The 21,251-nt window shown below is 68.4% G+C and carries 20 protein-coding genes; 10 read left to right on the top strand and 10 right to left on the bottom strand.

All coding sequences use genetic code 11. The features are described from left to right. Positions 1–158 precede the first annotated feature (158 nt). The 3 genes from PVT71_RS01045 to PVT71_RS01055 are packed head-to-tail and all read left to right on the top strand — an operon-like array spanning position 159 to position 1,673. On the top strand, positions 159–812 hold the full coding sequence (locus tag PVT71_RS01045) for an alpha/beta hydrolase (protein ID WP_353472638.1): 654 nt from the start codon (positions 159–161) through the stop codon (positions 810–812). Positions 813–837: 25 nt separating this feature from the next. Next, the gene (locus PVT71_RS01050) at positions 838–1,089 is read left to right on the top strand and encodes a hypothetical protein (RefSeq protein ID WP_353472639.1); all 252 of its coding nucleotides are present in this window, start codon (positions 838–840) and stop codon (positions 1,087–1,089) included. Then, positions 1,086–1,673, top strand: coding sequence for an HD domain-containing protein (locus PVT71_RS01055; RefSeq protein ID WP_353472640.1), 588 nt, complete (start codon positions 1,086–1,088; stop codon positions 1,671–1,673). Before PVT71_RS01050 ends, PVT71_RS01055 begins: the two co-directional genes overlap by 4 nt. Before the next feature lie 239 nt (positions 1,674–1,912). On the opposite strand, the gene lpdA is transcribed toward PVT71_RS01055, so the two are convergent. The 3 genes from lpdA to PVT71_RS01070 form a co-directional block, all read right to left on the bottom strand. Beyond that, positions 1,913–3,307, bottom strand: a complete 1,395-nt coding sequence (gene lpdA, locus PVT71_RS01060; RefSeq protein ID WP_353472641.1) for a dihydrolipoyl dehydrogenase — start codon at positions 3,305–3,307, stop codon at positions 1,913–1,915. A 232-nt stretch (positions 3,308–3,539) separates the two neighbouring features. Then, positions 3,540–4,124: a DUF924 family protein gene (locus PVT71_RS01065; RefSeq protein ID WP_353472642.1), complete on the bottom strand. Its 585-nt coding sequence runs from the start codon at positions 4,122–4,124 to the stop codon at positions 3,540–3,542. Between the two features lie 130 nt (positions 4,125–4,254). After that, positions 4,255–5,556, bottom strand: a complete 1,302-nt coding sequence (locus PVT71_RS01070; protein WP_353472643.1) for an MFS transporter — start codon at positions 5,554–5,556, stop codon at positions 4,255–4,257. Positions 5,557–6,030: 474 nt separating this feature from the next. Here PVT71_RS01070 and PVT71_RS01075 point away from each other — a divergent pair, with 474 nt between their 5' ends. After that, on the top strand, positions 6,031–6,372 hold the full coding sequence (locus PVT71_RS01075) for a TadE/TadG family type IV pilus assembly protein (RefSeq protein WP_353472644.1): 342 nt from the start codon (positions 6,031–6,033) through the stop codon (positions 6,370–6,372). Continuing rightward, positions 6,372–7,664, top strand: coding sequence for a TadG family pilus assembly protein (locus PVT71_RS01080; RefSeq protein ID WP_353472645.1), 1,293 nt, complete (start codon positions 6,372–6,374; stop codon positions 7,662–7,664). The genes PVT71_RS01075 and PVT71_RS01080 overlap by 1 nt, the downstream gene beginning before the upstream one ends. Positions 7,665–7,675: 11 nt before the next feature. Here PVT71_RS01080 and queA read toward each other — a convergent pair whose 3' ends face one another. Continuing rightward, positions 7,676–8,725, bottom strand: coding sequence for a tRNA preQ1(34) S-adenosylmethionine ribosyltransferase-isomerase QueA (gene queA, locus PVT71_RS01085; RefSeq protein WP_353472646.1), 1,050 nt, complete (start codon positions 8,723–8,725; stop codon positions 7,676–7,678). A gap of 20 nt (positions 8,726–8,745) precedes the next feature. Then, positions 8,746–12,021, bottom strand: coding sequence for an AsmA-like C-terminal region-containing protein (locus tag PVT71_RS01090; RefSeq protein ID WP_353472647.1), 3,276 nt, complete (start codon positions 12,019–12,021; stop codon positions 8,746–8,748). Between the two features lie 87 nt (positions 12,022–12,108). Between PVT71_RS01090 and PVT71_RS01095 the strand changes: the two genes are divergently transcribed. The 3 genes from PVT71_RS01095 (at position 12,109) to PVT71_RS01105 (ending at position 14,661) form a co-directional block, all read left to right on the top strand. Next, complete coding sequence (locus PVT71_RS01095) at positions 12,109–12,561, top strand: peroxiredoxin (protein WP_353472648.1); 453 nt, start codon at positions 12,109–12,111, stop codon at positions 12,559–12,561. Positions 12,562–12,866: 305 nt separating this feature from the next. After that, complete coding sequence (locus PVT71_RS01100; RefSeq protein ID WP_353472649.1) at positions 12,867–14,180, top strand: M23 family metallopeptidase; 1,314 nt, start codon at positions 12,867–12,869, stop codon at positions 14,178–14,180. Continuing rightward, positions 14,170–14,661 carry a polymer-forming cytoskeletal protein gene (locus tag PVT71_RS01105; RefSeq protein WP_353472650.1) on the top strand — a complete coding sequence of 164 codons (492 nt, stop codon included), beginning with the start codon at positions 14,170–14,172 and terminating at the stop codon, positions 14,659–14,661. The genes PVT71_RS01100 and PVT71_RS01105 overlap by 11 nt, the downstream gene beginning before the upstream one ends. An 84-nt stretch (positions 14,662–14,745) precedes the next feature. Here the strand turns inward: PVT71_RS01105 and PVT71_RS01110 are convergent, their stop codons facing one another. After that, complete coding sequence (locus PVT71_RS01110; RefSeq protein WP_353472651.1) at positions 14,746–15,330, bottom strand: HNH endonuclease; 585 nt, start codon at positions 15,328–15,330, stop codon at positions 14,746–14,748. Between the two features lie 205 nt (positions 15,331–15,535). On the opposite strand from PVT71_RS01110, the gene PVT71_RS01115 reads away from it, so the two are divergent. Beyond that, complete coding sequence (locus PVT71_RS01115) at positions 15,536–15,952, top strand: VOC family protein (RefSeq protein ID WP_353472652.1); 417 nt, start codon at positions 15,536–15,538, stop codon at positions 15,950–15,952. Positions 15,953–16,068: 116 nt separating this feature from the next. Here PVT71_RS01115 and PVT71_RS01120 read toward each other — a convergent pair whose 3' ends face one another. Together PVT71_RS01120 and PVT71_RS01125 are read right to left on the bottom strand one after the other, a co-directional pair. Beyond that, positions 16,069–16,734 (bottom strand): alpha/beta fold hydrolase, encoded by a 666-nt coding sequence (locus tag PVT71_RS01120; RefSeq protein WP_353472653.1) that lies wholly within the window; start codon positions 16,732–16,734, stop codon positions 16,069–16,071. After that, positions 16,731–17,378, bottom strand: a complete 648-nt coding sequence (locus tag PVT71_RS01125) for a DNA-3-methyladenine glycosylase 2 family protein (protein ID WP_353472654.1) — start codon at positions 17,376–17,378, stop codon at positions 16,731–16,733. The genes PVT71_RS01120 and PVT71_RS01125 overlap by 4 nt, the downstream gene beginning before the upstream one ends. A 117-nt stretch (positions 17,379–17,495) precedes the next feature. Here PVT71_RS01125 and PVT71_RS01130 point away from each other — a divergent pair, with 117 nt between their 5' ends. Then, positions 17,496–18,710, top strand: a complete 1,215-nt coding sequence (locus tag PVT71_RS01130) for an MFS transporter (protein ID WP_353472655.1) — start codon at positions 17,496–17,498, stop codon at positions 18,708–18,710. A 49-nt stretch (positions 18,711–18,759) separates the two neighbouring features. On the opposite strand, the gene PVT71_RS01135 is transcribed toward PVT71_RS01130, so the two are convergent. Together PVT71_RS01135 and cimA are read right to left on the bottom strand one after the other, a co-directional pair. Beyond that, on the bottom strand, positions 18,760–19,536 hold the full coding sequence (locus tag PVT71_RS01135; protein WP_353472657.1) for a squalene/phytoene synthase family protein: 777 nt from the start codon (positions 19,534–19,536) through the stop codon (positions 18,760–18,762). Next, positions 19,523–21,157: a citramalate synthase gene (gene cimA, locus PVT71_RS01140; protein WP_353472659.1), complete on the bottom strand. Its 1,635-nt coding sequence runs from the start codon at positions 21,155–21,157 to the stop codon at positions 19,523–19,525. The genes PVT71_RS01135 and cimA overlap by 14 nt, the downstream gene beginning before the upstream one ends. Positions 21,158–21,251 lie beyond the last annotated feature (94 nt).

The raw sequence follows: 21,251 nt of genomic DNA on the forward strand, positions 1-21,251 counted from the left end.
CGGGCACCTTTGCGCCCAACCGATTGACCTTGACCGGGCAATTGCATATCTGCAATCAAGCCCTCTCCCGTGCCCGCACGGGATTTAGAAACGTTCTAAAGTGCCGCAGAAATTTCGTCAATAATTTCGCGCACACCGATCAGGAGCACTTCCGCCCGATGCCCGAGGTCATTTTTCCCGGACCCGAAGGCCGCCTCGAAGGCCGCTATCATCCGCAGAAAGACAACGACGCCCCCATTGCCATCGTCCTGCACCCGCATCCGCAGTTCGGCGGGACGATGAACAACAAGGTCGTCTATAACCTTCACTACGCCTTCTACAACATGGGATTCACCGTGCTGCGGTTCAACTTCCGCGGCGTGGGGCGCAGCCAGGGCGAATACGACCAGGGCATCGGCGAGCTTTCCGATGCTGCCTCGGCGCTCGACTACCTGCAGTCGATGAACAACAACTCCAAGCATTGCTGGGTCGCGGGCTTCTCCTTCGGCGCCTGGATCGGCATGCAGCTGCTGATGCGCCGCCCCGAGATCACCGGCTTCGTCTCGGTCTCGCCGCCCGCCAACATGTACGATTTCTCGTTCCTCGCCCCCTGCCCCTCGTCGGGCCTGATCATCAACGGCACCAATGACCGCGTGGCGCCGCCCGCGGACACCACGTCGCTGGTCAACAAGCTCAAGGAGCAGAAGGGCATCACCATCACCCACGAGCAGGTGGAAGGTGCCGGCCACTTCTTCGAAGAGCCGCACATGGGCACGATGATCGACAGCGTCACCGGCTACGTGAAGCGCCGCCTGACCGAGACCACGCGCTGAGCCGCCAGTCGGGGAGCCGAGCCACATGAGCAGCCTCACGCAGGAGCTGGCCGACAAGCTGGCCGAGGACACGTTCAAGGTGATGAAGCTCACCGGCGACGACCGCTTCTTCATGGAGGTGGCGAAGGTCATCGGCGCCTCCTCCACGACGCTCGAGGAGGCCTTCCTGACCTCGGTCCGGGTGCGCCTCGCCGAGCGCCGCGCGCGGGCCTTCCTCGTCGAGCGGCTGAACGCCGCCAAGGCGGGCGAGGCCGCGCCCGGGGACGGACAGCCATGAGCAGCGACCGGCTCGACGCGCAGATGGCCTTCCTCATCGAGGCGGGCCGCCTCTCCGCGGTGACCCGCGCCACCAAGACGTCGGACGGCGCGCGTTTCGAGAATTCCGCCGAGCACAGCTGGCACCTCGCGCTCTTCGCGCTGGTGCTGGGCGAGCACGCCCCCGAGGGCGTGACCATCGAGCGCGTCATCAAGATGCTGCTGCTGCACGACCTCGTCGAGATCGACGCCGGCGACAACCCGTTCTTCGGCGAGGTCGACGAGGCCGCCAAGGAGGTCGAGGAAGCCCGCGCCGCCGACCGGCTCTTCGGGCTGCTGCCCGCCGACCAGGGCGCCCAGCTGCGCGCGCTCTGGGACGAATTCGAGGCCAACGAGACCCCCGACGCGCGCTTTGCCAAGTCCGTCGACCGTTTCCAGCCGCCGAACATGAACCTCGTGACGCAAGGCGGCTCCTGGGTCGACTACAAGGTCACCTGGCCGGTCTTCGAGCAGAAGATGGCGCCGAAGATCCAGAGCGGCGCCCCGAAGCTCTGGGACTGGCTGGCCCCGAAGGTCGAGGCCTTCCTCGCGCGCCTCACCCACTGAGAGCGCGCCGACAGGGGGCGCTGCCCCCTCTTCGCCTGCGGCGAATTCACCCCCGGGATATTTCCGACATGTGGAAGACGCGGGACTGCGCACATCCACATGGTCCAAATATCCCGGGGGAGTCCGCGCCAGCGGACGGGGGCAGAGCCCCCTTCTTCCTCAGCTGAACGCCTTTGGCGGGCGGAAAGCAAAAGGGGCGCCTCGCGGGCGCCCCTTCGTTTTTCCGAAGCGTCGCGGTCTCAGAAGTGGATCGCGCGGCCGTAGGCGTCGAGGACGCTCTCGTGCATCATTTCCGACAGGGTCGGGTGCGGGAAGACGGTGTTCATCAGGTCCTCCTCGGTGGTCTCGAGCTGGCGGCCCACGACGTAGCCCTGGATCAGCTCGGTCACTTCCGCGCCGACCATGTGCGCACCCAGCAGCTCGCCGGTCTTCTCGTCAAAGATCGTCTTCACCAGCCCCTCGGGCTCGCCGAGCGCGATCGCCTTGCCGTTGCCGATGAAGGGGAAGCGGCCGACCTTGACCTTGTAGCCGGCCTCCTTGGCCTTGGCCTCGGTCAGGCCGACCGAGGCGACCTGCGGGTGGCAGTAGGTGCAGCCGGCTATGGACGAGGGCTCGACCGCGTGCGGATGGCCGCCGGCGATGAGCTCGGCCACCATGACCCCCTCGTGCGACGCCTTGTGCGCCAGCCAGGGCGCGCCGGCGATGTCACCGATGGCGTAGACGCCCTCGATGCCGGTGCGGCAGTGCTTGTCCACGACGACGTGGGTGCGCTCGACCTTCACGCCGAGCGCCTCGAGGCCCAGCCCCTCGGTGTTGCCGACGATGCCGACCGCCGAGATCACCGTGTCGAACTCTTCCCTGGTGACCTTGCCGTTCTGCTCGATATGCGCGGTGACCTTGCCGTTCGCGCGGTCGAGCTGCTTGACCATGGTCTTCTCGCGGATGGTCATGCCCTGCTTCTCGAACTGCTTCTTGGCGAATTTCGAGATTTCCTCGTCCTCCACCGGCAGGATGCGGTCCATGACCTCGACGACCGTCGTCTCGGCGCCGAGCGTGTTGTAGAAGCTGGCGAACTCGATGCCGATGGCGCCCGAGCCGATGACCAGCAGCTTCTTCGGCATGCGCGAGGGCACCAGCGCGTGCTTGTAGGTCCAGACGAGATCACCGTCGGCCTCGAGGCCCGGCAACTCGCGCGCCCGCGCGCCGGTGGCGATCACGATGTTCTTCGCGGTCAGCTCCTCGGTGCCCTTGTCGGTCTTGACGGTGACCTTGCCCTTGGCGGGGATCGTCGCCTCGCCCATGAACGCGGTGACCTTGTTCTTCTTCAGCAGGTGGGTGACGCCGGAGTTCAGCTGCTTGGCCACGCCGCGCGAGCGCTTGACCACCGCGTCGAGATCGTAGCCGATCTTCTCGGCGGTCAGGCCGTAGTCCTTGGCGCGCTGCATGAAGTGGTAGATCTCCGAGCTGCGCAGCAGCGCCTTGGTCGGAATGCAGCCCCAGTTGAGGCAGATGCCGCCCATGTGCTCGCGCTCGACCACGGCCACCTTGAGGCCGAGCTGCGCGCCGCGGATGGCGGCAACGTAGCCCCCGGGTCCGGCACCGATGACGATCATGTCGAAGCTTTGCGAAGCCATGGCTCTCTCCCGCCGAGTCAAATTAGTTTGATATTAAACCATCTCCCACGGGGCTTCAACGCCACCCACGAAAGATCGTCTTCCGCACGGTCAGCTAGGGCACTGCCGGACCGAGAGCAAGGTGGCTGGCCGGAGCGGAATGCGCAACCCGCCATGGCAAACCGGGCTGACGGCACGCAAAGACCCGCGCGATCCGATCGCGCGGGCCCTGGAAATAGAGCTGTGGCCCGGGTCAGGCCGCCTGGGCGGTCTGCAGCCTGCGCAGCACCTCGCCGTAGCCGCCGCCCTGGAGGTAGCCGCTCTCGGGCGCGGTGGTGGCGCGGGACAGCGCCTCGTTCCGGGTCGGGAAACGGCCGAACTCGCGGATCACCTCGCGGTGCGCCCGCGCGTGCAGCAGGTTCGACTCGCCGGTCTCGGCCAGCCGTTCCTTCATCAGCCGGATGCAGCGCTCCTGGTCGCAGAGGTTCTCGGAATGCATCAGCGGCACGTAGAAGAACTGCCGCGCGGGCTCGTCGATCTTCATGTCCCAGCCGCGCCAGATCGCCTGCTTGGCCGCCGCGAGGGCGATCGCGTCCGAGGCAAAGGCCTTGGCCGTGCCGCGGAACATGTTCCGCGAGAACTGGTCGAGCAGGATGACATAGGCCAGCGCGCCGCTGGGATAGGTCAGCCAGAGACCGAACCGCCCCTCCATCGCCGCCTCCCAGGTCTCCTCGAACCGGGCGCGGATCTCGGCGTCCAGCGCCTCGTCCGCGGTGTAGCGTTTCTCCGGCGGGGTTTCGTCGAGCCAGAATGCCAGAATGTCTTCGGGGGCTTTCATAGTTCCATCCTTACGTGCCGCTCCGTCGTCACTGAAAGGTTACATTCGCTGCTGCCGCAAGGCGAAGTCACAAATTCTGTCAATTGCGACAATCCCTGCGTCATTCTCACAACGCCCAAAATTCAGGCGCTCAACGGGAGGTGGGATCGCTACCAGCCGCATGCCGCGCAGCTTCCTCGGCCTCGGCCTCGGCCGCCTCCTGCGCCTCGATGGCCACTTCCTGCGCCAGTTCGACCGCCACGGGCGACGAGACCGGGCCCACCGCGGTCACGCTCGCGGCATCGTCCGAGGCCGGTGCCGGGCGCTGCGTCATGCGCCATCCGGCATAGGCGGTGAGGCCCAGCATCAGCGCCGAGATCAGCACGAAGAAGCCGCCCGGCCCCATCAGCTCCATCACGTAGCCCGAGATCAGCGGGCCGGCGATGGCGCCGAGCCCGTTGATGAACAGCAGCCCCGCCGAGCCCGCCGCCATGCGCTCGGTGCCGAGAAAGTCGTTCGTATGCGCGATGAGGATCGAATAGAGCGGGTTCGACGCGCCGCCGATCAGGAAGGCCGCGACCAGCAGCACGGTGAAATTGCCCGAGAGCGTCACCGCGACCGCCGCGGCAATCCCGCCGACCAGCGCCACGATCACCACCAGCAAGCGCCGGTCCATCCGGTCCGAGACCCAGCCGAGCGGGTACTGGGTGACCAGCGCGCCAACGTAGAAGGCCGCCACGAAGGTCGAGATCTGCGCCAGCGTCAGCCCCGCCTCGGAGCCGTAGACCGCCGCCATGCCGAACTGCGAGGCGAAGACCCCGCCAAGCAGGAACATCCCCACCATGCCGAGCGGCGAGACGTGGTAGAGTTCGCGCAGGCTCATCGGGCTGGTGGTGTCGAAGGCCGGGGTCGGCGAGATCGACAGCAGGATCGGCGCGAAGGCGATCGACACCAGCACCGAGGGAATGACGAAGAGCAGGAAGCCCGAGGGATCGGGAACCAGCAGCAGCATCTGCGCCGCGATGATCCCGACCATCTGCACGATCATGTAGGCCGAAAGCGCCTGGCCGCGGTTCTCGTTCGACGAGGCGTTGTTGAGCCAGCTCTCGGCGGTCACGTAGACGCCGCAGTAGCAGAAGCCGATGACCATGCGCTCGATGGTCCAGACGATGGGATGCGGGAAGGCCGGGTAGAGGATCAGCACCGCCGAGATGAACGAGCCGAGCGCGGCGAAGACCCGCACGTGGCCGACGCGGCGGATCATCCCCGGTGTCATGCGCGAGGCGAGCAGGAAGCCGGCGAAATAGCCCGCCATGACCACCGACATGGAAAAGGCCGAGAAGCCCGCACCATTGCCGCGCACGCCGAGCAGGGAGCCTTGCAGGCCGTTGCCGACCATCAGCAGCATGACCCCCAGCAGCAGCGCCCAGGAGTGTTTCAGAACCTCAGTCATAAGTCAGACCCTTTGTCCCATTCTTGCCGCAAGGCTCGGCATCGATTCCACTCTGATCCCTGCCCTGCCCGTGCCGCGTCTCCGGTGCAAGGGCATTCGCGGATCGGCGCGAAATTGGGCAAAATTCGCCTCCGAAACACGGCCTGTCTGTGAAATTCCGGCTCGAATCTCGCCAAAGTTGCACCCAAAACGAAAAATAAATGTCTCAATAAACCAATTCGTTACTTGATATCACATTCATCATTACCGATGCATTAGCCCGCGTTCTCCAATTTGCCGCAATTCAGGCGCAATCCGGTCGCCAAATGTGATTGTGCGGGACATGTTTTCCCGCCGGAGGAGGAACCAGTACAGGGGGCGCATCCCATGTCGACGCGCACGTTTGGAAGGGTCGGAACACCTGCAGTTTTCACATTCGCCCGCGGCCTGCCGTTAGGGAAGAGGTTTCGAGAGGAGGAGGAGGGATCGCTGACGGTGGAGGTCGCGATCTGGGGGCCGCTGCTGATCGCCCTGCTCGCCGTGCTTCTCGATTTCGCGTTCATGATGGTGCTCGACGCCAACATGTGGAACGCCGCCCGGGACACCGCCCGCGCCGTCTCGATCCACCGCGTGCGGCCCGAGGATGCCGACGCCTACCTGCGCGAGCGCCTGTTCTTCAAGGGCGCGCCCTACACGATCTCGGTCGAGACCGGGCCTGACGAGGTCGACGCCCGGGTCGCGCTGGCGGCGGCCAAGGCCTCGCTGACGCCGGTCGTCGGGCGCTACGTCGTCGGGGATCTGCAGGTTTCGGTCTCGATGCTGCGGGAGCCGAACTGATGGCGTCCCCGCGTCTCAGCGCCCGCGCGGCGCGGCTCGCACCGTCCGAGGACGGTGCCGGCACCATCTACGCGCTCTTCCTGCTGGTCACCAGCCTGCTCGTCGGCGGCGCCGCGGTCGATGTCGCCAATGCCTGGCGGGTGCAGGAGATCCTGCAGTCGAACGCCGAGGCCGCGGCGCTCAGCGCCGCGATCCGCGCCTCGGAACCGGTGACGCTCGAATCCCCGCGCGCCGTGGCCGAGCGGATTGCCGGCACCGGGCTGCAGGCGGCGGCGCGCGACAACGCCTGGCACGAGGGCAGCTTCGAGATGGGCCGGCGCGACCCGGACAGCGGTGCCTTCCTGGCCGCCGCCACCCCCTATGACGCGGTCCGGGTCACGCTCAACCGCGACGCCGCGCATGAGAGCGCCGAGCCGCTGATGTTCATCGGCCTCTTCGGCTACGATCCGTGGAACATCCAGGGCCAGGCGGTGGCGCAGTTCCGCACCCGCGGCGCGCTCGACTGCCCTGCCCCGCTGCTGTCGCTGCAGACGCGGGTGGACGTCTCCGAGCTCGACGTCTTCCTTGGCATCTGCCTCATGGCGAATGCGGGCGTCAGCTATGGCGAGATGCCGCTCTGGCGCACCGAGGAGACCGACCGGCTGATCGACAGGCTGCTCGTCCAGAGCCTGTCGCTGCCGACGCTCGAGCTCTTCGGGTTGGAGGCGCTGACGCTCGGTGATATCGAGGATGTGGCCCGCACCGCGACGCAGCACATCGACATCAGCGATCTCGACGACATCTCGGTGCTCAGCGACGGCAGCGTCTACCTCGACTGCGAGGCCGGGGAAGTGGTCCGGCTCGGCGACGGCTTCGTGGTGGAGAACGCCGCAATCTTCTCGGAATGCCCGATCCGCTTCGAGGGCGAGGTGTCGCTGCGCGCCAGCCTCGTGGTGTCGAACCTGCTGTCGCTGGTGCGCGACCTCGACGAGGTGCGGCTGCGCCCGGACAGCATCCTGTCGGGCTCGCCGGACTGCGCGCCGGGGGACGGGGTGAAGGTGCTGCTCTTTGCCGATCTCGACGCGGTGGCGGGCATTCCCGCGCTGGTCTCGACCGCCTCGCCGCTGGGCGTGCTGCTCGACGACACCGTCGAGGAATCCGGCACCTTCCTTTCGGGAACGCTCAATCTGCTCGGCAGCATCGTCAACCCGCTGGTGCGCGACATCTCGGAGATCACCACCAACCTCCAACTGCTGCCCATCTGCCTCAACGCGACGACCATGCTGAACGGCGACACGGTGGTGCTGCGCTAGACAGCCCCGCGTCAGGGGATCAGCAGCGAGGCGTCGCCGTAGGAGAAGAACCGGTAGCGCTCGGCCAGCGCATGGGCGTAGACGCGGTCCATCCGCTCCTTGCCCATGAAGGCTGCGACCAGCATCATCAGCGTCGATTTCGGCAGGTGGAAGTTGGTCATCAGCGCGTCGGCGACGTGGAACTCGAAGCCCGGGTAGATGAAGATGTCGGTGACCCCGGTCCAGGGCGCGATGGCCCCGGTCTCGCGCGCGGCGGTCTCGATGAGGCGCAGCGCCGTGGTGCCGACGGGGATCACCCGGCCGCCCGCCACCTTGGTGGCGGCGATCTCGGCGGCGGCACTCTCGGTCACCTCGCCCCATTCGCCGTGCATCTTGTGGGTGGTCACGTCATCGACCTTGACCGGCAGGAAGGTCCCCGCGCCGACGTGCAGCGTGACATGGGTGAAGGTGACGCCCCGTTCCTTCAGCGCCTCCAGCAGCGGCGCGTCGAAATGCAGCGAGGCGGTCGGCGCGGCCACCGCGCCCGAGGCCCGCGCCCAGACCGTCTGGTAGTCTTCCTTGTCCTGTTCGTCGGCGGCGCGCTTGGCGGCGATGTAGGGCGGCAGCGGCATCGCCCCGGCCTCGGCCAGCGCCGCGTCGAAATCCTCGCCCGTGAGGTTGAATCGGAACAGCCCCTGCCCCTCATCGCGCGCCTCGAGCGTCGCCGAGAGCCGGTCGGACAGCACCACCGTCTCGCCCTCGCGCAGCTTCTTCAGCGGTTTCACCAGCGCCGCCCAGAGCCCGCCCGCGCGCGGCTCGAGCAGCGTGATCTCGATCCGCGCCTCGGTCTCGCCCTGTGCGCTCGAGCGGTGACGCAGCCCCGACAGGCGCGCCGGGATCACCTTGGTGTCGTTCAGTACCAGCCGGTCGCCGGGCTGCAGCCACTCCGTCAGGTCGCGCACGATGGCATCGGTGATCGTCTCGCCCTCGGCCACCAGCATCCTCGCCGAAGAGCGCGGGTGCGCCGGGCGCGTGGCGATGAGGTCCTCGGGCAGAGGGAAGTCGAAATCGGAAAGCTGCATGGGTCTCGGGGTCTCTGGCGCTACTGACTCACCTGCGGGGGTGGGCGGCGGAAGATGTCACGGAACATGCCCGGGGTGAAGACCGAAAGCGGGTTCACGCTGACCGCCGGGTCGGCGACCGGTCCGCGCAGGTTGAAGTTGAAGCCGATCAGCCCCTCGCCCTTGCGCGAGAAAAGCTGGCCGATGCCGTTGATCACGTAGATCGGGGAGAGCACCCCCTGCATGTCCATCATGCCGGTGGCAAGGTTGGCGTAGCCGTCCATCGAGATGCCCATCGAGGGGCCCGTCGCGCTCGAGCGGGTGAGGATGATCTGCTGCGGCGTCATGCGGAACCGCGCCTCGACCTCCGAGAAGAAGATGCCCGGCCCGTTCAGCTGGTCGATGATGCCGACGACGCTGATCCCGTCGAGCAGCTGCACCACCGCCGGGTTCTTCTGCATCCGCGTGCCCTCGATCTTCAGCAGCCCGTCATATTCGCCGCTCTTGCCCTTCACCGGCACGAGCGTCAGGTCGAAGGTGCCGTCCTGGATGTTCTGCATGACCCCCGCGCCCTTCAGCACGTCGCCGGCGTCGCGGGCGCGGATGCGGATCGCCGTGCCGCCGTTCTGCGGCACCACGTCGCCCTGGATCGCGGCCTTGCCGACCGCGCCGGTGAAGGTGCCGTTGAGCCCCCGGGCCGTCGAGAACTTGCCCTGGAAGTCGCGGACGGCGATCTTGTCCGTCACCTGCAACTGGGCGACCGCGACCTCGATCGGCCCGCCACCCCCGCCGCCGCCCGACCCGCCGAGCGGCGCGCCGCGCATGTCGAGCGCGTTGCCGGTGATGCGGATCGCGGGCGCGGCGTTGCGCCCCCGCCCGACCAGCACCGCCGAGCCGTCGAGCCAGCCACCCGTGCGCAGCACCGGCAGCGACAGGCGGCGCAGCGTGCCGTTCTCGTTCAGCGCGACCGAGCCCTGCGCGGTCAGGCCCGGCGCCTTGATCGCCAGCTTCTCGACCGAGACCGGCGTGCCGAGCGTGCCCTCGACCTCGAGCGCGCCGGTGCCCGCCGGGGGCAGCCGCCAGCCAAGCTGCGGCAACGACACGCCGAGCCCCGCCATGTCCGAGGTCAGCACGAAGCTCGGCGGCTGGCCATGCGCCAGGGTGATGTCGATCTTCCCGCGCCCCTCGCCCGAGAAGGTGCCCTTCGGCAGGCCGATCCCCAGCGCCTGCGACACCGCCTCCGAGAGCACCACCTCGCCCTCGACCTTGCCCGGCGTGTCCGGGGTGAAGGATTGCGACCAGGCCCCGTCGAAGGGCGCGCCGGAAAGGTCGCCCTGCCCGCGCACGCTCACCCCGGTGTCGTCCACCGCCACGTAGAGCGCGTCGGAGCGCAGCACCTTTCCCGGCACCAGCTCGGCACTCTCGACGCCGGTCACCGTGGCATCGGCGATGACGTTGATCTCCTCGCGCTGCACGCCGTGCTTGAGCGGCGTCACCACGCGTACATCCGCGGCGACCTCGCCGGTGCCGAGCGCCACGGGCTTGTTCGCCTTCTTCATTACCTCGAGCGGCTCCTCGTCGAGGTAGGAGAGCGCCGCCTCGAGCGGGCCGGTGGCGTGGACCATGACCTCGCCGGTCATCGGGCGCGCCGCGAGGTCGGGGATGACGAAGCTCGAGCCCTCGCCCTGCAGCACGCCGCCCTGCCGCGGCCGCACCTCGCCGGAATCCAGCGCGACGGTCAGGCGGTTGCGCAGCAGGGTCAGCAGCCCCACCCCCTCGTAGAGCCGCGGCAGGGTGCGCGAATAGGTCAGCTCGACCCCGGTGAAACGGCTCTGCAGGTAGGGCACGAGGGAGCCGCCCGGCTCGAGCCGCAGCGCGGCGGTCACGTCCTGGAAGGTGCCCGCGTAGATGTTCTTCTCGATCCACTCCCGCGCCTTGTCTGCGGCGGAGCGGGGCCAGTAGGACAGCAACGTCGCGGGGGTCAGCGTGTCGAGCTGCGCGTCGAGCGAGAAGCGCCAGCCGCCCTCCTCGGCCGAGAGCAGCCCGCTCGCCCGCAGCGGCAGCGCCGGATCGGTGACGCGGAGGCGCCCGAGCTCGAAGCGGAACGGGTTGAAGCTGAGCCGCCAGTCGGTCTCGGCCCCCGCGAGCTTCAGCTTGTCGTCAAAGAACCCCTCGGGGTCGGCCTCGAGCCGCGAGAAGCGGAACTGGCCGACCATCGCGTCGGGCATGCCGCCCACCGGACCCTCGAGCACCGCGCGCCCGTCCGAGACCATGGTGCCGATCCGGCTCTTCACCGAGATCTCGTCGAAGGTCAGCGTGTTCGTCGCGGGATCGAAGGAGAAATAGGTGCGCGCGTCCTCGAAGGGGATCGGCTGGGTGTCGGCACGCGGCTGCAGCACCCCCGCGCCGATCTGCAGCGTCGCGGAAAGCTCACCGAGCTCGCCCGCCTCGGTGATCGCGCCGCGCAGCGCGCCCGAGATCGGCGCGCGCAGGCCGTTGAGCCAGGCCAGCGCCGGGGACTGGGTGGCGATGTCCTGCGTGTCGAGGCTGTTCAGCGTCACGCCGAAGCTCGCCGCGCCGGTGCCGATCGGACTTTCGGCGTTGAAGGCCAGCGTCGCCGGCACGTCGCTCCGTCCCAGCAGCGCCACGTCACCCGAAAGCCGCAGCGATGCCCCCTCGCGGTGCAGCCCGACGCGCCCGCCGTCGACCGTCCAGGCGCGCCCGGCGCGGGCATCCTCGTAGCGCAGGGTCAGCGCGTCGGCCTCGACCGACTGCAGCCCCGCAAGCCGCGGATCTATCGCCAGCCTGTCGATCAGCTTCATGATGGTGGGCAGGTCGGGCGCCGGTCCGCGTCGTCCCAGCAGATCGTCGAAGCCCATGGTCAGCCGCCCGGCCGCGTCGCGCCGCGCCATCAGCTGCACGCCCGAGACCCGCGCCACGCGCAGCTCGTACTCGCCGCGCAGAAGCTCGGTCGGGGCAAGCCCGGCCTCGATCAGCCCAAGCGCGGCAAGCTGCTCGCCGTCCGGGCCGCGCAGCTCGACATCGGTCAGCGCGATCCGGGCCAGCCAGTCGGGCTGGAGCCGCAGCCTCAGGTCACCGAAACTCACTTCGGTGCCGGGCAGCGCATCGGCGATGCGCGCCTCGACCGCCGAGCGCAGCCAGTCCGGGGCCGAGACCGAGCTGCCCTTGGCGTACCAGATCCCGCCCGCGACGAGCAGCAGCAGAAGCAGCAGCGTGCCCAGCCCGCAGCCACAGCCCCAGAGCACGACGCGGCGGCGTCTCGAGCGCGGTTTTCGGTGGCTCTTGCCGGCTGTCACTGGCGGTGCGCTCTCATCTCGCTATTGTCCTACTCCGGGTTCTAGCCCAAGAACCCAGCAAAGCGAACCGCCCAAAGGAGATGCGCAATGTCGGACATGGCCCCCGATTTCACCCTTCCCGTCACCGGCGGCGGAGAGGTCACCCTGTCGGCGCTGCGCCCCGAGAAGGTGGTGCTGTTCTTCTACCCGCGCGACGACACCTCGGGCTGCACGGTCGAGAACCAGGATTTCTCGCGGCTCATGCCCGAGTTCGAGGCGCTCGGGGTGAAGGTCTTCGGCATCTCGGCGGACTCGCTGGAGAGCCACGAGAAGTTCCTCCTCAAGAAGTCCCTCGCCGTGCCGCTGCTGTCGGACGAGACCGCGCAGACCTGCACCGCCTTCGGCGTGTGGAAGGAAAAGAAGATGTACGGCAAGACCTTCATGGGGATCGAGCGCAGCACCTTCCTGATCGACGGCACCGGCCGGATCCTGCGCGAATGGCGCAAGGTGAAGGTGCCGGGACATGCCGACGAGGTGCTGGCCGCGGCCAAGGACCTCTGAGCGACGGGCAACTCCCTTCAAAGGGAGTTGCAACGTCCTTCCAAGGACGTTGCGGACCCGCCCGGGCCCGCGCGCCCCACACCGGACACATTCCCTGCCCGGAAAACAGGCGAAAAAACGGGCAGATCCTATCCAAAAGAAGTAGCTGAGATCGGCAGGTTTTCGCCGTTTGCGCGCCGTTCCGCCTTACGCGACGAATCGCAAGCCCAAAATTGTTGCGATTTCGAGGGGGTCTGTTAGTCCCTTTGCAGGTTTGGGGATTAGGGGACCCGGGCCGGAATTGGGACGGAATAAGGGACAGACACGTGCGGACGCGGCTTGCGATCAAATGGCACGCGCTTCTTGAGCGCTATTTTCCGGAACGTCGACTCTTTCTCAGGTCGGACACCGACACGCGGTTCATCCGCCTCCGATCCGGGACACAGGCCATCGCGACCCTGGGCATCGCCCTCACCGTCGGCTGGACCATCGTCGCCACCGCCATCCTGCTGATGGACAGCATCAGCGCCGGCAATTTCCGCGAACAGTCCCGCCGCGACCAGACCACCTACCAGCAGCGCCTCAACGAGCTTTCGCGGGAGCGCGACGTCCGCGCCGCCGAGGCCAAGGCCGCGCAGGAACGCTTCAACACCGCCCTCGCCCAGGTCTCCGAGATGCAGTCGCAGCTGCTCGACAGCGAGACCCGCCGCCGCGAGCTCGAGACCGGGATCGACGTGATCCAGTCCACTCTCGGCACCGCGATGAAGGAACGCGAGGACGCCAGCACCCGCCTCGCCGCGCTCGAGGACCAGGTGGCGAACGGCGGCACCGCGCTCGCCGCGGCCGGCGGCGAGGGTGACGGCACGCTCGACCTCTTGTCGGGGATGCTCGCCCGCACCGCCGCCGAGCGCGACCAGGTCGTCGCCGACGCGCAGGACGCGCTGGTGCGCGCCGACGAGATCGCCACCGAGATGCGGCTGATGGAAGAGCAGAACGACATCATCTTCCGCCAGCTCGAGGACGCGATGACCATCTCGGTCGAGCCGCTGGACAAGATGTTCAAGGCCGCCGGCATGAACCCCGACACGCTGATCAAGCAGGTGCGCAAGGGCTACTCGGGCCAGGGCGGCCCGCTCACCCCGCTGACCTTCAGCACCCGCGGCCAGGAACCTTCGGCCGATGCCGAGCGCGCCAACCGCATCCTCGGCGAGATGGACAAGCTCAACCTCTACCGCATCGCCGCCGAGCGGGCCCCCTTTTCCGTCCCGCTGAAGGATCCCTTCCGCTTCACCTCGGGCTTCGGCCGCCGCTGGGGCCGCATGCACGAGGGCACCGATTTCGCCGCGCCGCACGGCACGCCGATCTACGCCACCGCCGACGGGGTGGTCATCCACGCCGGCTGGATGTCCGGTTACGGGCGCCTCGTGAAGATCCAGCACGAGTTCGGGATCGAGACCCGCTACGGCCACATGTCCAAAATCAACGTGAAGGTCGGCCAAAGGGTCTCGCGCGGACAGCAGGTTGGTGCTATGGGAAATACAGGACGGTCGACCGGCACGCATCTTCACTACGAGATCCGCGTCGGCGGTTCGCCCGTCAATCCCATGATCTACATCAAGGCTGCCAACGATGTTTTCTAAGAGCAAGATCAATGAACCCGGGCCCAAGGCCGAGGAAGCCGTGGCGAAACCCGCGGTCTCCGATGCGCCCCGGTCGACCGAGTTCAAGCCGACCGCTCCGAAAGCCAAGCCGCCGGCTTCGGTCCTGTCGAGCGATCTGCACATCACCGGCAACCTCAAGACCACCGGCGACATCCAGGTCGAAGGCACCATCGAGGGCGACATCCGCGCCCACCTGCTGACCGTCGGCGAGACTGCCACGATCAAGGGCGAGATCGTCGCGGATGACGTGGTGATCAACGGCCGCATCGTCGGCCGCGTGCGCGGCCTGAAGGTGCGCCTGACCGCCACCGCCCGCGTCGAGGGCGACATCATCCACAAGACCATCGCCATCGAGTCCGGCGCCCATTTCGAGGGTTCGGTGCAGCGCGCCGACGATCCGCTCTCGACCGGCAAGGCCAAGGCCGCGCCGACCCCGACCGCGGAACCGACCGCCGGCTGAGCCGCGGCGCAGCGCGCAGGAATGACGACGCCGGGCCTTCGCCCGGCGTTTTTCGTTTCCCGGTCCTTCTTCCGGCCCGCCCCGTCAGGCGTCGAGCTCGGCATCCCAGTAGAGGAAGTCCAGCCAGCTCTCGTGCAGGTGGTTCGGCGGGAACTTGCGGCCGACGTTCAGCAACTCCCCGGCGGTGGGCTGGCGCGGCGCGCGGTAGAGCGACATGCCGGCGCGGCGCAGGCTCTTCGAGCCCTTGCGCAGGTTGCAGGGCGAGCAGGCCGCCACCACGTTCTCCCAGCTGGTGATCCCGCCCGAGGCGCGCGGCACCACGTGGTCGAAGGTCAGGTCGCCCTTGCTGCCGCAGTACTGGCAGCGGAACTCGTCCCTCAGAAAAAGATTAAAGCGCGTGAAGGCCACGCGCTTTCTGGGTCTTACGTAATCTTTGAGGACGACGACACTCGGTATCTTCAGCACCATCGAGGGGCTTCGGACCTCCTCGTCGTACTCGGCGACGATGTCCACCCTGTCGAGGAAGGCCGCCTTCACCGCTTCCTGCCATGGCCAGAGCGACAGTGGGTAGTAGGAGAGCGGGCGATAGTCCGCGTTCAGCACCAGCGCCGGGTGTTGGCGGAGCGCCGAGGGCTCTCGTACGAAGTGGGTCCTGAAGTCGCCGTCCATGAGTGAGTCGTCCCCCGCTCTGTCTGCTCGTAAGGGCACCAGAGCGGGACCACCCGCCCCAGCTACAAAACCACTATATATCGCGGATAGGCTCTGACAAGCCTCGCTATGTGCCCTGATGCCCCTGTGGATAGGTGATGCTCATGACATGAGCATGACACCACGGGGCGTCATCGGCTAGTCTTCTCGCATGCGTGATCCATCCATGACCGATGCCGCCCCGCCGCCCTTCCTTCTGGAGGCGGCGCTCTATTGTCCGGACATCGACGCCGCCGAGGCCTTCTACGAGGGGGTCATGGGGCTGAAGAAGCTGAAGCGCCTCGACTCCCGCCACGTCTTCTTCCGCGTCGGCACGGGGGTGCTGCTGCTCTTCAACCCGGACGAGACCGAGAAGCCGCCGCACAACCCCGCGCTGCCGGTGCCGAGCCACGGCGCGCGCGGGCCGGGGCATGTCTGCCTCGCGATGCCCGGGGCGGCGCTGGAGCGCTGGCGCAAGCGGCTGCAGCAGGCGGGCGTGCACATCGAGGCGGACTTCACCTGGCCGAACGGTGCGCGCTCGATCTATTTCCGCGACCCGGCGGGCAATTCGGTGGAACTGGCCGAGCCGCGGCTCTGGGAATAGCCGGTTGCGCGATGCCCCGCGCGCACCGGCAACACCCCTTGGCAGGCGCGCCCGCGGGTCCGCCTTGCGGACCCGCTACACGCGCGGCGCGTCAGGCGGGCAAGCCCGCCGACGCGCTAGAACCCGCACTTGTCGCGCAGGAAGGCCAGCGCCACGCCCAGCCCCTCGGGGTCGATGCCGTGGCCGGTGCCCTTCATCACGTGGGCGTAGACTTCCTTCCAGCCGGCGCCCTGCAGCGCCTCGGCGGCGGCGGGCAGCGACTCGGGCGGCACCACCTCGTCGTGGTCGCCATGCACCAGCAGCACCGGCGGGCGGCTCATCACCTCATCGGCCAGCAGCTCGGGCGAGATCAGCCGGCCCGAGAAGGCCACGACACCGGCCAGCTCGTCCTCGCGCCGGGGCGCCACGTGCAGCGACATCATCGAGCCCTGCGAGAAGCCGAAGAGCGCCACCTGCTCGGGCAGCAGGTCCTCGTCGACCATCAGCGCGTCGAGGAAGGCGTTCAGATCCTCGATCGCCCGCACCATGCCCTGCATGGATTCCTCTTCGGATGAGCCGTCGATCCACGGGATCGGGAACCACTGGAAACCCATGGGCGAGCCGGCGCAGTCCTCCGGCGCATCGGGCGCGACGAAGAGCGTGTCGGGCAGGTGCTCGGCCAGCGGGTCCGCGAGGCCGAGGAGGTCGGCGCCGTTGGCGCCATAGCCGTGCAGGAAGACGACGCAGGAGCGGGTCTCGCCCGATGCGGGGCCCTTGCGGCCGGCCTGGAGAACGCGGGTCATGCAATACCTTCTCTTTGCTTGCGCACATGGTAGTAGGCCCAGAGCGCGCGCGCCGCAACTGCCCGCCAAGGGCTCCATGCCTCGGCCATCTCGCGCAGGGCACGCTCCTTGGGGCGGTCTTCCAGATCGAAGAGCAGCCGCGCGGATTCCTGCAGCGCCAGATCCCCCGGCGCGAAGACATCGGCATGGCCGAGCGAGAACATGGCGTAGATCTCGGCGGTCCAGACGCCGATGCCCTTCACCGCGGTCAGCGTCTCGACCACCACCGGCGTCGGCGCGGTCCGCAAGGCGTCGAAGTCGATGCCCTCGGCGGCCAGCGCCTGAGCGTAGGTCGCCTTCTGCCGCGACAGCCCCAGCGCGCGCAGCCCCTCGAGATCGGTGGACAGGATCGCCTCGGGCGCGGTCATTCCCGCCGCCTCGAGCCGTGCCCAGATCGCCCGCGCCGAGGCGACGCTGACCTGCTGGCTGACGATCGCCGACAGGAGCTGCCCGAACCCGTCCTCGCGCCGCCGCAGCGGCAGCGGGCCGGTCAGCTCGAGCGCATGGGCAAAGCGCGGCTCGGCCGAGGCCAGCCAGTCGCAGCCCTCGGCCACGCAGGCATCGGAAAAGATGATCCGTCCGACTGTCTCGTTCTGCTCTGCCATATGCGCTCCGCCTCCGGTCCTGCCCTGTCCTAGCGCAGACGCGGCCCGCTTGCCACCATGGCGCGGCACATCTGCGCCCCCTTGTGCTCGCGCGCGCACCGCCCTACCGATATGGCCATGCAAGCTTCCTCCGCGTCCCGCGCCCGCCGCAATGTCATGGTTCTGGTTCTCGCGCAGGCGTTTCTGGGCGCGCAGATGCCGATGATCTTCACCATCGGGGGGCTCGCCGGCCAGTCGCTGGCCCCGAACCCCTGCTTCGCCACGCTGCCGATCTCGCTCATCGTGCTCGGCTCGATGCTCTCGGCGACGCCGGTCTCGGCCTTCATGCAGCGCTTCGGCCGCCGCGCCGGGTTCTTCCTCGGCACCACCGGCGGCACGCTCGGCGGCATCGTCGGGGCGACGGGGCTCTACCTGCAATCCTTCCCGATCTTCCTGCTCGGCAGCCTGCTGACCGGGCTCTACATGTCGACGCAGGGCTTCTTCCGCTTCGCCGCCGCCGACACCGCCAGCCCCGAGTTCCGCCCCAAGGCGATCTCCTACGTGATGGCGGGCGGGCTGGTCTCGGCGCTGATCGGCCCGCAGATGGTGAAACTCACCGCAAACGCCTACGTGGTCCCCTTCTTCGGCACCTATGCCACGGTGATCGCGGTGAACCTGCTGGGCTCGCTGCTCTTCCTCTTCCTCGACATCCCGAAGCCCCCGGCCCGCGCTCCGGGCAGCGACTACGGCCGCACGCGCTGGCAGCTGCTGACCACGCCGCGCATCGCGGTCGCGGTGATCTGCGGCATGGTGAGCTACGCGCTGATGAACCTCGTGATGACCTCGACGCCGCTCGCGGTCGTCGGCTGCGGCTACCAGACCTCGGACGCGGCCAACGTGGTGAGCGCCCACGTGCTGGCGATGTTCGCGCCGTCCTTCTTCACCGGCCAGCTGATCAGCCGCTTCGGGGTCGAGAAGATCATGGGCACCGGGCTGCTCATCCTTGCCTGCGCCGGGGGCGTGGCGATGACCGGGGTTGAGCTCGAGAACTTCTTCCTCGCGCTGGTGCTGCTCGGGCTTGGCTGGAACTTCGGCTTCATCGGCGCGACCACCATGCTCGCGGGCGCCCACACCGCCGAGGAGCGCGGCCGCATGCAGGGGCTGAACGACCTGCTGGTCTTCGGCGGGGTGACCTTCGCCTCGCTGGCCTCGGGCGGGCTGATGAACTGCTCGGGCGGCACGCCGCAGGAGGGCTGGAGCGCCGTGGTCATGGCCATGGCGCCGTTCCTCGTGCTTGCCGGCGGCGCGCTGATCTGGCTGCTGCTGCGCCCGGTGGAGCAACCGGCGGAGTGAGCGCACCTTCCTTCGAAGGAAGGTGCAAGTCTCCTCGAAGAGACTTGCCCTAGACCCGGCCGCGGAACGCCGCCGCCACCAGCCGCGCCCGCTTGGAGAATTCCGACAGTTGCAGCGTGCCCTCGGCGACGCGCCCCGGCTCCTTCGCCGCAAGCGCCAGCAGCGGCCCCGCCTGCCAGCCCGCCAGCAGCGCCGGACGCGCCGATTTCGGCATCTTGCCAAACCCCCTGCGCGCCCGCTTCAGCCGCTCGAGCCCGCCACGCGCCAGCGCCGCCACGCCCTCGGGCCGCCCGTCGAGCAGCGGCACCCGGCCCTTGCCCTCGAGCTCCGGCACCGCGCGCAGGAAGGCCGCAAGACCGAAGGCATAGCCCGCGTCCAGCGCCACCTCTTCGTCGATGCCGCCAAGCGCCCGCCCCGCCGCCAGCAGCAAGAGGCCCGAGGTCTCCTCGAGATAGCGCGTGAGGTGCCCCTCGTCCTCGAAGGGATCGCGGTAGATGTCCCAGCGCCGCGCGCCGACCAGCGGGTCGAGCCGCGCCGCGGTCTCGGCGTCGAGCACCTGCGCAAGCGGCGTCACCACCTCGTGCCGCCGCACCGCGCCGCCCTTCGCGATCTCTTCCAGAGCGTCGCGCCACCATTGCAGGCGCATCTCGGCGATCATCGTCTCCTGCGTCACCCAGGGCGCGCGGGCGACCTCGAGGTTGAAGGCATAGAGCGGGAAGAGCACGCGCCGCGCCTCGGGCGGCGCGGCCATGGCGGCGGCGAACCGGTCGGGATCGCCGCGCTCGAGCAGGCCCGCGCAGGCGATCAGGTCGTCACTGAGCTGCACGCGCCACCCCGTCGCAATCGCGGATCAGCTTCCAGCGCACCGCATCGAGCAGCGCCTCGAACGACGCATCCACTATGTTCGCGCTGACCCCGACAGTCTGCCAGCGCCGGCCCGAGCCGTCCTCGCTGTCGATGATGACGCGGGTCACGGCCTCGGTGCCGCCCTGGGTGATGCGCACCTTGAAGTCCACCAGCCGCATGTCGTCGATCACCGACTGGTAGGGCCCAAGGTCCTTGGCCAGCGCCTTGGCGAGCGCGTTCACCGGGCCGCGGTCGTGCCCCTCGGTGTCGAGGCTGTCCGAGACGGAAAGCTTCTTCTCGCCGTCGATCTTCACCACCACCACGGCCTCCGACAGCGAGACCATCTTGTCGTACTTGTTCTTGCGCCGCTCGATGGTGACCCGGTAGCGCTTCACCTCGAAGAACTCGGGCAGGCAGCCCAGCTCCTCGCGCGCCAGCAGCTCGAAGCTCGCCTGCGCGGTGTCGTAGGTGTAGCCCTCGGCCTCCTGCGTCTTGATCCGGTCGAGGATGCGCCCCAGCGCCGGGTTGCCGGGCTCGACCTCGAGCCCCGCCTCGGCGAGCCGGCGGCGCAGGTTCGACTGGCCCGCCTGGTTCGACATCGGGATGACCCGGCGGTTGCCGACCACGCCCGGCTCGATGTGCTCGTAGGTGGTGGGGTCCTTGAGGATCGCGCTCGCGTGCAGCCCCGCCTTGTGGGCGAAGGCCGAGCTGCCGACATAGGGCGCCTGGCGCATCGGCACGCGGTTGAGGATCTCGTCGAGCATCCGGCTCACCTGCGTGATGCCCTCGACCGCCTCGAGGCTCACCCCGGTCTCGAAGCGCGAGGCATAGGGCTCCTTCAGCAGCAGCGTCGGGATGAGCGTGGTGAGGTTGGCATTGCCGCAGCGCTCGCCGAGCCCGTTGAGCGTGCCCTGCAGCTGCCGCACGCCCGCGTCGATCGCCGCCAGCGTGCCGCCCACGGCGGTCTCGGTGTCGTTGTGGGTGTGGATGCCGAGCTTCTCGCCCGGCACGCCCGCCGCGATCACCTCGCGCACGATGCGGCCGATCTCCTCGGGCAGCGTGCCGCCGTTGGTGTCGCAGAGCACGACCCAGCGTGCGCCGTTCTCCAGCGCCGCCTTCACGCAGGAGAGCGCGTAGCCGGGGTTGGCCTTGTAGCCATCGAAGAAATGCTCGGCGTCGAACAGCGCCTCGCGCCCGAGGCCGACGCAATGCGCCACCGAGGCCGAGATCGCCTCGAGGTTCTCCTCGAGCGTGATGCCGAGCGCGGTGGTCACGTGGAACTCGTGGGTCTTGCCGACGAGGCAGACCGAGGGCGTGCCCGCGTTCAGCACCGCCGCCAGCACGTCGTCATTCGCCGCCGAGCGCCCGGCCCGCTTGGTCATGCCGAAGGCGGTCATCGTGGCGCGGGTCTTGCCGACCTCGTCGAAGAAGGCGCTGTCCGTGGGGTTCGCCCCGGGCCAGCCGCCCTCGATGTAGTCGACCCCCAGCGCGTCGAGCGCCGCAACGATGCGGTGCTTCTCGGCGGTCGAGAACTGTACGCCCTGCGTCTGCTGCCCGTCGCGCAGCGTGGTGTCGTAGATGTAGAGACGCTCCTTCCCCATCACGCCCCTCCTTTCATCTTTCCAGAAATACTCCGGGGGCGCGGGGGCTGGCCCCCGCATCCCGCTGCCCGCCCGCACAAGGCCATCCCGCTTC

The sequence above is a fragment of the Salipiger sp. H15 genome (assembly GCF_040409955.1).
Classification (GTDB): Bacteria; Pseudomonadota; Alphaproteobacteria; order Rhodobacterales; family Rhodobacteraceae; genus Salipiger.

Coding starts and splice junctions, on each gene's coding strand:
- PVT71_RS01045 (WP_353472638.1), top strand. CDS start 159: ATGCCCGAGGTCATTTTTCCCGGACCCGAAGGCCGCCTCGAAGGCCGC.
- PVT71_RS01050 (WP_353472639.1), top strand. CDS start 838: ATGAGCAGCCTCACGCAGGAGCTGGCCGACAAGCTGGCCGAGGACACG.
- PVT71_RS01055 (WP_353472640.1), top strand. CDS start 1,086: ATGAGCAGCGACCGGCTCGACGCGCAGATGGCCTTCCTCATCGAGGCG.
- lpdA (WP_353472641.1), bottom strand. CDS start 3,307: ATGGCTTCGCAAAGCTTCGACATGATCGTCATCGGTGCCGGACCCGGG.
- PVT71_RS01065 (WP_353472642.1), bottom strand. CDS start 4,124: ATGAAAGCCCCCGAAGACATTCTGGCATTCTGGCTCGACGAAACCCCG.
- PVT71_RS01070 (WP_353472643.1), bottom strand. CDS start 5,556: ATGACTGAGGTTCTGAAACACTCCTGGGCGCTGCTGCTGGGGGTCATG.
- PVT71_RS01080 (WP_353472645.1), top strand. CDS start 6,372: ATGGCGTCCCCGCGTCTCAGCGCCCGCGCGGCGCGGCTCGCACCGTCC.
- queA (WP_353472646.1), bottom strand. CDS start 8,725: ATGCAGCTTTCCGATTTCGACTTCCCTCTGCCCGAGGACCTCATCGCC.
- PVT71_RS01095 (WP_353472648.1), top strand. CDS start 12,109: ATGTCGGACATGGCCCCCGATTTCACCCTTCCCGTCACCGGCGGCGGA.
- PVT71_RS01105 (WP_353472650.1), top strand. CDS start 14,170: ATGTTTTCTAAGAGCAAGATCAATGAACCCGGGCCCAAGGCCGAGGAA.
- PVT71_RS01110 (WP_353472651.1), bottom strand. CDS start 15,330: ATGGACGGCGACTTCAGGACCCACTTCGTACGAGAGCCCTCGGCGCTC.
- PVT71_RS01115 (WP_353472652.1), top strand. CDS start 15,536: ATGACCGATGCCGCCCCGCCGCCCTTCCTTCTGGAGGCGGCGCTCTAT.
- PVT71_RS01120 (WP_353472653.1), bottom strand. CDS start 16,734: ATGACCCGCGTTCTCCAGGCCGGCCGCAAGGGCCCCGCATCGGGCGAG.
- PVT71_RS01125 (WP_353472654.1), bottom strand. CDS start 17,378: ATGGCAGAGCAGAACGAGACAGTCGGACGGATCATCTTTTCCGATGCC.
- PVT71_RS01130 (WP_353472655.1), top strand. CDS start 17,496: ATGCAAGCTTCCTCCGCGTCCCGCGCCCGCCGCAATGTCATGGTTCTG.
- cimA (WP_353472659.1), bottom strand. CDS start 21,157: ATGGGGAAGGAGCGTCTCTACATCTACGACACCACGCTGCGCGACGGG.